Here is an 11852-nt window from a genome sequence, read left to right as displayed (position 1 = left end):
GGTTTCCTCGGGCGCTTACATGCAAGACGCGGAAACCGCTTCGGTGTCTCACACCTCCCGCAGTTCAAGGATCGCCTAAAATGCGGCCTCCGTCGCCGGCTCGCCCGCCTCGAAAAATAGACCCTGACCGAATGGTCGCCTCGGGCGCTTACGAGGATGGTCCAACCGCCGCGCCGAAAGCGACGATCAACGATTTCGCCTAACCGAGCTAATTCCGGCTTTGAAGACCGGCCGGCGCTCCGCTTGCTCGCAATTTGAAGATGTTGAAAACGCTTGCAGTAAACCGTCGCGAGATTAGGACGACCGGATTCGATCGAACGGCGATTGCATCGGTCAGTCTTCATCGTCCTGTGCCGATTCGGCCATCGCTAGCAGCTTTCTAATCTCGTCATGAGGCACGAATGGATGCGTTTCCAAGATCTCGATCGCTTCCTGGAACAGCCGTCGTGCTTCTTCCCTACCTGATGAATTTGCAAGCAGAATTTTGGCCAATCGAACTCGCGTCCAAGCTCTTGTCGGCGTTCTTGGGTGAAAAGCGTCGCGCCTCTTAATCAGTTTGCGAAGGAAATCAGTAGCGGCGTTCTCCGACTCTACCTCTGAAAGCTCCTGAACGAAAGCATCTTCAAAGAATTGTGAATACGCTGCCTGGTGCGGTTGCCAACTCAGGCATCCAAATTTTCGTGGTTCAATGGTATTGATGTCGCCGAGTCCGAAATCTGGAGAGCGCCAAGCAACGTGAAAGATAAGAGTGCTGTGGGACTCCGGGATAATCGTATCCCTGCCCAGGAAGCCAATTAATTCGTCCCGGATTTCGTCACTCCTTCCCAGCAGGGTTAGGCACTTAAGGCGGTTGTACTGATGTCGCGAATTCCTAAAGACATCAGTGTGTTTTTTCACAAACGCAAGTGCAATCTTGATTTGCTCATCGCCCTCTTTCTCGCGTCCAATACCATACAAAAGATAGGCATACTCAATTCGTGGCCAATAATGTTCTATCAATGATGTCTCGTCCTCTGCCTCTGCAGCATCTATCTTTTTCAGTGCTTGCTTGTAGTAAGATTCAGCTTCAGTAAAATTGTGAGCAGCAAACCGTAGCCGCGCGCGACTTGCAAGAATCCTGATCTGTTCCTCGATGACATCTTGACCCTGATCAGCGACGTTTGCAGCAAGGGCATATGCACGGTCCGCAAGGGCGAAGTGCCCAACATCTTTCAGCCGGTGACCAAGGAACTTTATCCAGGATCCGCTTGCCTTTTGTTCGCAACTCCCTGCGACGAAAAATGCTCGATCTGCGGCGGCAAATTCACGTGCTTTTGACAAGCTAAGAGCTGTTCGAAACCACTCACCGTCGTTATCGCTGAACAGAGAACGACATAACTCAACACCTGATTCTCTGATCTTCTGAGCCTCGTCGAAGTTGCCATGTGTGTCTTTTACATCTGCCAGGATAAAATGAGGTATATCGACAAACTTCAGATCATTCGTGTCGGCCGGAAAAAGGTTTTTTGCTTCTTGGATCGCTGAATAGGCAAGTTCCAATTGATTTTCATCGTAGGCAAGAGAACCTAATCGAACGAGAGTTTTCCTCAGGGGGATTTTGTTGTCGATTTTCCGGTCCTTGTCAGCGGCCTTCATGAGCCGCTCAATCGAGCGAGCCATGTAGGCGGATTCCCGCCGCGCTTCGGCAAGCCTTTCATCGTCTGGTTTCCAACCAGCGGTCTGACCCAATTCCAGAGCGCGATCAAAATTCCGCCCTGCTCGGTCACGTTGCCCAGTGGACAGAAATGCGCGGGCAAGACCGAGACATAGCTCAGCAGCCGTGTCCGGTTGCAAGTCGAATCCAGCGTCAACGCGATCACCGATCCGGTCGAGGGCTTCGCTGACTGTATATTCCTTACCGGTAGCTGGATTGACTCCCGACATGGAAAGGATTTCAAGAACCAACTCGAGCGTTCTCGTGGTGTTTTTGGCTTCGGTTACGGCGACAACCCGTTGTTTTTCCGCTTCAGTTTTGGCTGCAGTCTCTTGGGCCAATGCCGTGCTCACTTGCATCAACGCACCAATCGCAACCAGCAACCCCATGATCAACGCCAGGCTGCATGCGGCGAATCCCAAGATTGCGGGCTGATGTCGATTCCAAATCTTCTGAGCCAGATAGGACCAAGTGACGGGACCAGCCTCTACAGCTTCTCCATCAAAGTGTCGTTGCATATCGTCCGCGAGATCCGATGCCGTTTCGTAACGGCGATTACGGTCCTTCTCTAGAGCTTTCATCGTGATCCAGTCGAGTTCGCCAGTCAGCTCGCGACAAAGTGATTCTCGCTCACATGAACGATGCGTCGCTACCGTTGTGGCGGTATTGACGTCCAGCGTTCGAATGAGGTTGGACGGAACGCTTGGATCCTCTTCTCGAATCATGCGCCTCATCTCATCCAAACTTGCACTTTGCAATAGCTTGCCGTCGAAGGGAGGCTGGCCAACCAACATTTCGTACATCAGCACCCCGATGGAATAGACATCGCTGCGTGTATCGACATCCAAGCCACTCATCTCCGCCTGTTCCGGTGACATGTATTGCGGGGTGCCGATAACTTGTCCAAATCGCGTAAACAGAGTCCTATCGGTTAACTGTTGAGAGATCGCTTTTGCGACGCCAAAGTCAATGACTTTTGGGACAGGTTCGCCATCGTGCAACGTAATCAAAACATTGCTGGGCTTGATGTCGCGGTGGATGACCCCCTTTTGATGAGCGTGCTGAACGGCGCGGCAAACTTTCTGTAGAAGCTGAAGTCTTTGGCGAGTCGAAAGATTGTTGTCATCGGCATATTGAGTGATGCTGACACCTTTGACCAATTCCATGACAAAGAACGGATGTCCTGTGTCGGTAGCGCCCGCATCCAAAACACGGGCAATGTTCGGATGGTCCATGAGCGCTAAGGCTTGTCGCTCAGCGTCAAATCGGGCGACCACCTCATCAGTATCCATACCAGGCTTTATAATCTTCAAAGCAACCTTTCGGCGAACCGGTTTCGATTGCTCGGCCATATAGACAACTCCAAAGCCTCCTTTGCCGATCTCTTGCAAGATCTTGTACCGCCCAATCTGCTTGCCGGCGAATTCGGTGGATTTGCCGATGTCAATTGTGGGATGCAGCCCTGGTGGTGGTTCTTCGAGAAATTTGCTCTCGCGTTGACTGGTAGCAACCAGCGAAGAGACTCGGTCAAATAAGGCCATGTCGTTCCCGCAGGCTTGCGCCAAATAAACCTCCCGTGCTTGGGGATCTTGAATGTGGACAGCGACCGAAAAGATTTCGTGTTCGTCGAGGTGGGTGAGCGACATGGAATTTCCCCGAGTTCTGCGGTTAAAGTGTACGACCACAAATCAGTGCGAGATTAAGGCAGGCCGGGCCCAGTGAGTTGAGAGATTTTTTTCGAGATTTATTTTTCACCCCCAAGCGCAAGTCGGAGCCAGGCTTTTGCGTAGGACCAGTCGGTATCCGCGGTCGATGGCGAAACTCCGAGGGCTTCAGCGGCCTGATCTACGGAAAGGCCCGCAAAAAAACGCAATTTGACTAGTTCGGCTTGCCTGGGCCGCTCGGCTTCCATCTGCTCTAACGCTTGGTCGAGGGCCACGAGGTCGAGAACGCGGTCTTCGGTTCCCGGGTGGTTGATGGAAAGATCAGCGCGCTGATGACTGCCACCATGCTTGAGCGTTTTCTTCCGCCTTGCTTGATCAACGAGGATTCGCCGCATCGCCTCCGCCGCCGCCCCGAAGAAATGTCCCCGACTGTTCCAGTGCTGCGTCTTCTCCACATCCACGAGCCGGATATAGGCGTCGTGTACAAGCGCCGTCGCTCGCAGGGTTTGCCCCGGCTTCTCATTCGCCAGCTTGGCTGCCGCGAGCTTTCTGAGTTCGTCGTAAACTAGCGGCAACAGCTGTTCGGCTGCGCTCGGATCGCCCTGTTCAATTTCGGAGAGAATACGCGTGACATTGATCATCCAAATCAGCTTAACGCTTCGAGATTGCGGATGCCATCAGTTGCGATCCCAGAGTTGGAGAAGCCTTTGGAAGATCACGACAACGGCTGTACGGTCCACCGTTCGGCACCGGTCTTTGATGCCTCGGCGAGCAACAACGCCAGAAATTTGGCAGAATCCATCGTGACAGCGGGTGCATCGGCCTGCGCTAGTTCGCTCGATAGCTTCAATGCAGATTCCTTGAAATCTCGGACTAGATTGCGCAAAAAATGCATCGAAGCCTGGATTCCGATGACCAGATTCCTGCTTCGGCGAGTCGGTCAAACTCACCGCTGCATTAAGAGCGAATTCTTCGTGCAGCGAGGCTGTTTGGGTCGCGCGTATCGCACCATTGCTTCGGAGAGAACTGCCCAGAACCAGGCCTTAGCGGACGACGTTCTTCTTACCACAAGCGTCATCGCTGGGGCTTTGACTTGCGGGAATACTCAAATCGCAAATCAGGCTGTTTCGCGCCAGCTTCAATTCGATTCACATCTCGCATCACGTAGTGATCTTCATTTGAAAAAGCGTAAACTCGTTTTCCACTGCATTTTGTGCCATCCAGATTCAGGCCCTGGTATGTGCAAGTCCACTTGCCGTCTTCTTTCTTCCAGATGCCCGACCAAGTGCCAGTCTCTGTTGTGTAATCATTGGAAACGATTTGTTTTCGCCCCTGATCCCAACCCAGTAGTGAGACGGCAAGAATTGGTGGTTGCCCCTCCATATGCCATTTGTAATCAATGACTTGTCCACATTTGCCCGGAGCCCAACGAACCGTTTCCGATAGCGCGACTTTGCGGCCAGCGACTTCACCACGAGATTCGGATGGTCTTGCACCCTCGGGGACAGTCATCTTTCCTTCCCAAACACCGATGAAGACTTCTAGCTCCTTGAGATGCTCATATGCGCGAGAGGTATCTTGCGCATTGGAAACGGTGGCGATTAGGTAGACGATAGTTGAGGCAATTACGATTGCGAACTTGGACACGCTGAGCTCCTTATGGTTGCTTTTCGAAGCGAACTGAAGTACTACGAGATGAAAATCACAAATCAACCACTTGCTCCCGCTATCGGCCTGCGACGGAGCGTGGCAACGAGGCCAAGTGTGCCACGACTTGTCCCAACGCCATTTGATTTGAAAGGGACCGCAGTTCTTGACCTGGCATGAAAGAGACGCGTTCAGCCCTTTCTTTTGAATTTACCCCACCTTTTTACTGTGTCGCCGCCACCGTCTTTTCTGTTTGACGTCCACTCGAACCCATTTGGCCCAGTTTGCTTAATCTCAAATTGTGCTTCAACAGAACTTCCATTGCCAGACACGGTACGCATCGACCCTTCACCTGCATCCGCCGTAAGCTCAGTAAACTCGATCCTCCATGAGCCACTGTCCGAACCGAATCCTGTTGCCGTTACGGTCTTTGAAGCAGCGTCCCTACCAAGAAGCTCAATTGACACAGTCCCGTCCTTATCCTCGAATCGTGCGACTACAGCATTCTTCTTGGCGGCGTAGCGATAGGCAACCGTTCCACTGGATTCAGAGTTTTCGTACGACCACTCACCCTGCAAATACTTCCACCAAGCCTGATGGAGCTCTTGTGCAAAGGCAGGTGGGGCAGTGGCGACAATGGTAAATGCCAGGCAAGCGACCGCGATTCTTGACATGATTTCATTCTCCGTGAAGCGATAGCGGAAGCGCTGTAACGTCGACAAGATAGTATTGCGTTATCGATTGTTGAGATCAACAAAGTTACGGGCCTGGAAACTGCCCTTCATTCCCCTGCCAAATCGATGCGCAACTCCACGCGGTTGCATCGACCGACGCGAGTTCGCAGAATCGCTTAGCCGCAGTTTTCGTAAAATCTCAGACCTGATTCCGGCAAAACTGCGCCGAAACGGCGGTACAGTTTTGGCGTGGGCCGAAGTGCCGGTGCAGATCGTCTTCGTGCGAGCTGGACGGTCCAACGAACACGGTGAAAGCCGGCGAGCATGATTCTTCCAAACGCCTGTGAATCGGTCTTTGGGGTCCGCCGATTCGTCGGCAGTGTTCAGTTCCAACATCTGAATGAGCCAGCCGTTGCGGATGTGCACTTCCGCACGCATGGTTGCCGGTTCTCATGCCAGGGAAGCCTCTTTGTTTGAAATGCTGGAGACGGCCGTGCAGAATCACTATCTTGGGCTTATGGCTGACGTCACCCAGATTCTCGCACAGATCGAACACGGCGATTCGGCGACGGCGCTCTGCATGTAAGGCGTCAATTCGAAATGCCGATTCGTCGGCAGTGTTGCTTCTAGCTGCAGATCCTGAGTCATTCAACGTTTGTGTGCGTCCACGCACGCATGGCCGTCGGTTCTCATTTCAGGAGACGCCTCCCCGATTGAAATGCTGGAGACGGCCACGCCGGATCGCTATGCTGTGCCTATGGCTGACGTAACGCAGATTCTTGCACAGATCGAACCGGGTAATGCCGCGGCAACCGACGAGTTGCTGCTTTTGGTGTATGAGGAATTGCGGAAGCTGGCTGCTGCCCGACTAAAGCACGAAAAGCCGGGCCAGACGCTGCAAGCGACTGCACTCGTTCACGAGGCGTACATTCGTCTGGTCGGGCAGGAGGAGCAGCCACAGTGGGACAACTCACGTCATTTCTTTGCGGCGGCTGCCGAGGCGATGCGCCGTATCTTGATCGAGAGAGCTAGACGCAGGAAATCGCGCAAGCACGGCGGCGATCGACAGCGGGTTGATCTGGAGCCCGTGATCGCCCCCTCCATCCTGCCCCTGGCTTGCGACGATATTCTTGGTTTGGACTAAGCCCTGCGAAAACTGGAGCAGAAGGACGCTCGCAAAGCTGAACTGGTGAAACTGCGGTTCTTCGCCGGGCTGACCGTGGGCCAACCCGTCTGACAAAAGTGGTCGTGAATGTGTCGCTGAATCAACATTCACAGCGCAAGATTGCTACACTCGCGACGTCTGCCTTTTCGATGTCATGCTCAAGGAGTGCGAATTATGTTACGTCAAACTGCTGCCGCTGCGTTGGTTCTGTCCCTTTCAACCGTTGCCGTTGCTGAACACCACGAGACGGCAACACGCGAAGACTTTGTCGCGTTGGGAAAATTGCAGGTCGGCCGCTGGGTTGGCGATATCACTTTCATTGCCGATTGGCCGGGCGAGGAACTGGGAAAGGGCGATAAAGTCGTCGCGTACACGGAGTACAAATGGTCCGCCGACAAGAATCTCATTGAGCGAGAACAAGACTTGGGCAATTCACAAATCAAGCAGTTCTTCTTTTATGATGCACCCGCCGAGAGGATTCGGTTTACGTGGATCAGCAGTTCCGGTGGCAGTCTGGTCGGACATTGCTGGAAGAAATCGGACCTTGTTTTTGGCTGGCGCATCACATCCGGAGGGATGGCGGATGGGCGAGTTCAGACCGGGGAGGGCGAGACCGTTTTTTCTAGCGATCGCATGACGCACTCCATCAAGGGCAGCTCGAAACTCGACGGCAAGGATTTGGCCCCACTCAACGATGTGTACAAACGACTCAGCCCATTGGAAGATTAAGCGAACGTATCTTCTGCGGGATGCAGGATCGTTTTGATGACCACGGCCGTTGGTGGCTAATTTCGATTGTTAGTCACAGTGGACTGAGGCGACTCGGAATACTCCCAATACGATGACCGACGTCACCACCATCCTGAACCAGATCGAACACGGCGACCCGGTAGCTGCGGAGCAGTTGCTGCCGCTGGTTTATGATGAGCTTCGTAAACTTGCAGCGGCACGGCTCGCGCATGAGCAGCCAGGGCAGACGCTGCAAGCCACGGCACTGGTGCACGAGGCATACGTCCGTCTGGTGGATCAAACCTCACCGCAGCAGTGGGACGGACGCGGGCATTTTTTTTCGGCCGCTGCTGAGTCGATGCGGCGCATCCTGGTCGAACGGGCACGGCGGCGGAAGGCGGAGAAGTATGGTGGCGGCATGGCTCGGGTGGAAGTGTCCGATCGTGATCTACTCTCCCGGAGCGATCCCGAGGAGATCCTGGCTTTGAATGACGCGTTGGACGTTCTCGCCCAGGACGAATCCGAAGCGTCCGAACTGGTCAAGCTACGGATCTTCGCCGACTTCTCCGTCGAGGAAGCCGGAAAGCTGCTGGGGCTGTCGCGAGCCACCGCTTATCGTCATTGGACTTACGCACGGGCATGGCTGAAGACACAACTGGCACGCGATGCCGATTCTGGCGAGGATGGGAAAAAGTCTGAAAAAGCCTGAGACAGTTCCCGGCGGTATTTCGCATTGCCCTGTGAACCCACGCTGCGGAGACCAAGATTTCGAGGACCACCCAATGAACACGATCTCAGACAACGCCAAAGCGATCTTCCTGGAAGCCGTCGAAAAACATTCGCCGGGAACATGGGAAGCATTTCTCAATCAAGCGTGCGGCGAAGACGCCAAACTCAGAGGCCACGTGGAGGGACTGTTGCAGGCGCACGCCGAGAAAGACAGCCTGTTTGATCGGGTTGGAGAGACGGCTGAACTGGACAGGCCGTCGCAGCAGATTGGCCAACAGATCGGCCCCTACAAACTGTTGCAACAGATTGGGGAAGGCGGCATGGGCACCGTCTTCATGGCCAAGCAGACCCAGCCGGTCACTCGCCGAGTCGCGCTGAAGATCATTAAGCCGGGAATGGACACCAAGCAAGTGATGGCGAGATTTGAGGCGGAGCGTCAGGCGCTGGCGATGATGGATCATCCCAACATTGCCAGAGTGCTTGACGCTGGCACGACGGAACAGGGTCGACCCTACTTCGTGATGGAGCTGGTCAAAGGCGTACCGATTACCAAATACTGCGATGACCACCAGTTACCCACTCGAGACAGGCTGGCCCTATTCACCGATGTGTGTCAGGCGGTGCAACACGCTCACCACAAAGGGATTATCCACCGAGACCTGAAGCCATCGAATGTTCTCGTCGCCAAATTCGATGACAAACCGGTCGTCAAGGTCATCGACTTTGGGGTGGCCAAAGCGACCAATCAAGAATTGACCCAACAGACGATGTTTACTCAATTCGGTCAAGTCATCGGAACGGTGGAGTACATGAGCCCTGAGCAAGCTCAATTCAACCAGCTTGATATCGATACTCGCAGCGACATCTATTCCCTTGGCGTCTTGCTCTATGAACTGCTCACCGGATGCCCACCGCTCGACCGCCAGCGTTTGCGTGCCGCGGCGCTGGATGAAGTGTTGAGGATGATTCGCGAGGAGCAACCACCCAAGCCAAGTACACGACTGAGCACGTTAGGCCGTGATGCTGAACAGGTTTCGCAGAAGCGAGGTACCGACGTGAGCCGACTGGGACGATCCGTTCGCGGCGATGTGGACTGGATCGTGATGAAGGCGTTGGATAAAGATCGCGGTCGACGGTACGAAACCGCCAACGGCTTCGCCTCGGATGTACGCCGGTATTTGGAAGGTGAACCGATTCTGGCCAGACCCCCGTCCACGATCTATCGACTGAAGAAGTTTGCCGGAAGAAACAAAGGACTGATGGCGAGTGCGGCTTCGGTTCTGCTCGCAATCGGATTCGCATTTGCAGCCTTGTCGTACTCTCTGAATAAGCAACGAAAGCTAACCGTCGAAGCAGTCGCGGCACGTAACGAAGCGCGAAATGCGAGGGACGAAGCAGAGAATGCACGTCAAGATGCGGAGACCGCCCGGTATCGTGAAGAACGCGCTCTTGAAACCTTAAGGTCTCAGCTGATCGCCTGGGGATTTGATCACACCCTGACAAGTGAATCGGAATCGCTCGGAGAGATTATTCGATTAGCGGATTACGCGCAGCTCAAGAAAGACTGGGCTCTCACCTTTGAAGGAGCAAGGGCGCTCCATACTGGCAACAATCCGCTGGCACGCGAGAAACTGGAGTTGGCGGTGAAGATGGATCCCGACAACATCGCTGCCAAGTCAATGCTTGCCATCTCCTACTTCCACGATGGATACGTAAGTAAATGGAAGCAGTTGATGTCCACGTTTGACGAGTGGATGCCGCGCGAAGAATTCGTCGACATTGACCGGCTGTTCCTCGAATATGCGAGGTTGTATTCGGATTTCGACACGGCCGCAGTCGGCTTGGAACGTCTATTAAACAAGCATCCTGATTGGCATCTTGCCCGTGTCCTGCTTGCGATTGCCTATGCCGAATCAGCTCAAGACACCGGTGAGCGTCCAAAGCTCAAGCGAGCACTTGATGCGATTGAAGTCCCCTTGAAATTGTATCCTGGCAATCCCTTCGTGTTGATGGTCGGACAGTTCGTCCATGAGGTGGCTCTAAGATTGTATGAGCCTCCACCGGAATCGATTCGGGAGAAGGCCTCCGAAATCGTTTCCGTCCTGGAGCAACACAAGGATTATGACGCTGGCATTTTGATGGTCGCGGGCTACTACGACCTGATCAACGACCGCGAAAAGGCTCTAGCGGGATGGAAGGAATTGCTAGACAGTCGAGCTTTCTATCAATCACGCGCGATGTCCGAATTTTATTCAGAAGGCAAAGACGATTTGGATGAGTTGATTCTGACGCTCGAAACAGAAGATCCACAGGCAAAGATTGCCCAGGCCTATGTGCTTGCCCAGAATCCAGAACGGCACAACGAAGCACAAGCGATTCTTGAAGAGCAATTAAGATTGCCGGACGCATCTCGGACCGTGATACGACATCATCTCTTAAAGTTAATGTTGCTTCTGCGGATGCCTGACGAAGCGGCTCAGCGATGCAAAGAATGGACGCAAGATTCATCGGTTGACGGAAAACTCTGGTCGGAGAAGCTTCATCAAGGGATCTTTCAATTCGTCACGGATCCGAATTTCGATCTCAACCCCGAACCAGAGCAAATACAAGAATACTTTCAGGTGAATTACATCAAGGCACTGCTCGAATACGCGAAGAGAAATGACGCTGAAGCACTTCGCCTGCTGGAAATATGTAATCGGTCGCGCGGACAGAGCACAGAACACCATTGGGCCCGTGCATTGGCCAATCGCTGGAATCCGATCACTGATCCAGTGACATCGTCCAGCGAAACACCATAAGCAGTCACTCAACCGAGAGTTCCTAACGGCCAGTTTCGATCGTCCGGCCATGCCAGCGAACGGACGAAATCCACCGTCCGGTGACGGGCGGTTAGAATGGCGTGGCGTTGGAGTAGCCATGACCGAAGTCACACGAATCATTGAAAGCATTGAAGCCGGAGACCGAGCGGCCTCCGAAGAACTGTTGCCGCTGGTCTATCAGGAGTTACGCAAACTCGCCGCTGCCAAACTGGCCCAGGAGAAGGTTGGCCAGACGCTGCAGGCTACGGCGCTGGTTCATGAAGCCTACTTACGTTTGGTCGGCCAGGTGGAGCAGCAACAGTGGGATAACTCCCGGCATTTCTTTGCTGCTGCGGCCGAGGCCATGCGGCGTATCCTTATCGAACGAGCTCGACGCAAGCAATCGCTGAAACAAGGCGGCGATCGTCAGCGGGTTGATCTGGAGCCCGCGATCGAACCCGCCTTCCTGCCCTTGGCCTGTGACGACGTTCTTGGTTTGGACGAAGCCCTGCAGAAACTGGAGCAGAAGGACGCCCGTAAAGCCGAATTGGTGAAGCTGCGATTCTTCGCCGGGTTGACCGTGGCTCAAGCAGCTAGAGCTCTTGGCGTCTCGACTTCAACTGCTGAGAACGACTGGACTTACGCCCGCTCATGGCTGAAGCTGGAAATGTCCGGCGGTCGCAAGGACGAACCAACCTAAAAGAATTTGGAAAATCTCCTGGGGTGTCATCCGCCGGATCTCGCATAGTA

At 53.9% G+C, this 11852-nt stretch carries 11 protein-coding genes; 6 read left to right on the top strand and 5 right to left on the bottom strand.

Translation table 11 applies throughout. The annotated features are described in order from the left end of the window. Positions 1 to 333 precede the first annotated feature (333 nt). The 5 genes from NZK35_RS33500 to NZK35_RS33480 all read right to left on the bottom strand — a co-directional run bounded on the left by NZK35_RS33500 (position 334) and on the right by NZK35_RS33480 (position 5678). Positions 334 to 3339, bottom strand: coding sequence for a serine/threonine protein kinase (locus tag NZK35_RS33500; RefSeq protein ID WP_259636888.1), 3006 nt, complete (start codon positions 3337 to 3339; stop codon positions 334 to 336). Between the two features lie 98 nt (positions 3340 to 3437). After that, positions 3438 to 3998: an ECF-type sigma factor gene (locus NZK35_RS33495; protein WP_259636887.1), complete on the bottom strand. Its 561-nt coding sequence runs from the start codon at positions 3996 to 3998 to the stop codon at positions 3438 to 3440. 74 nt (positions 3999 to 4072) lie between these two features. Further along, on the bottom strand, positions 4073 to 4207 hold the full coding sequence (locus NZK35_RS33490) for a hypothetical protein (RefSeq protein ID WP_259636886.1): 135 nt from the start codon (positions 4205 to 4207) through the stop codon (positions 4073 to 4075). Positions 4208 to 4431: 224 nt separating this feature from the next. Next, positions 4432 to 5004 (bottom strand): DUF1579 domain-containing protein, encoded by a 573-nt coding sequence (locus NZK35_RS33485; protein WP_259636885.1) that lies wholly within the window; start codon positions 5002 to 5004, stop codon positions 4432 to 4434. A gap of 191 nt (positions 5005 to 5195) precedes the next feature. Further along, positions 5196 to 5678, bottom strand: a complete 483-nt coding sequence (locus NZK35_RS33480; protein WP_259636884.1) for a hypothetical protein — start codon at positions 5676 to 5678, stop codon at positions 5196 to 5198. Between the two features lie 400 nt (positions 5679 to 6078). On the opposite strand from NZK35_RS33480, the gene NZK35_RS33475 reads away from it, so the two are divergent. The 6 genes from NZK35_RS33475 (at position 6079) to NZK35_RS33450 (ending at position 11802) form a co-directional block, all read left to right on the top strand. Further along, on the top strand, positions 6079 to 6264 hold the full coding sequence (locus tag NZK35_RS33475) for a hypothetical protein (RefSeq protein WP_259636883.1): 186 nt from the start codon (positions 6079 to 6081) through the stop codon (positions 6262 to 6264). Positions 6265 to 6396: 132 nt separating this feature from the next. Continuing rightward, a complete protein-coding gene (locus NZK35_RS33470; RefSeq protein ID WP_259636882.1) occupies positions 6397 to 6822 on the top strand; it encodes an ECF-type sigma factor in 426 nt (141 codons plus the stop codon). A gap of 195 nt (positions 6823 to 7017) precedes the next feature. Next, positions 7018 to 7572 (top strand): hypothetical protein, encoded by a 555-nt coding sequence (locus NZK35_RS33465; protein WP_259636881.1) that lies wholly within the window; start codon positions 7018 to 7020, stop codon positions 7570 to 7572. A gap of 112 nt (positions 7573 to 7684) precedes the next feature. Beyond that, positions 7685 to 8281 carry an ECF-type sigma factor gene (locus NZK35_RS33460; protein ID WP_259636880.1) on the top strand — a complete coding sequence of 199 codons (597 nt, stop codon included), beginning with the start codon at positions 7685 to 7687 and terminating at the stop codon, positions 8279 to 8281. Positions 8282 to 8354: 73 nt separating this feature from the next. Continuing rightward, on the top strand, positions 8355 to 11102 hold the full coding sequence (locus tag NZK35_RS33455; RefSeq protein WP_259636879.1) for a serine/threonine protein kinase: 2748 nt from the start codon (positions 8355 to 8357) through the stop codon (positions 11100 to 11102). A 118-nt stretch (positions 11103 to 11220) separates the two neighbouring features. After that, on the top strand, positions 11221 to 11802 hold the full coding sequence (locus tag NZK35_RS33450; RefSeq protein WP_259636878.1) for a sigma-70 family RNA polymerase sigma factor: 582 nt from the start codon (positions 11221 to 11223) through the stop codon (positions 11800 to 11802). Positions 11803 to 11852 lie beyond the last annotated feature (50 nt).

The organism is Stieleria sedimenti, assembly GCF_025060895.1.
Lineage (GTDB): Bacteria > Planctomycetota > Planctomycetia > Pirellulales > Pirellulaceae > Stieleria > Stieleria sedimenti.
Note: the sequence above shows the minus strand (reverse complement) of the source record. Positions and strands in the feature narration are given on the sequence as shown.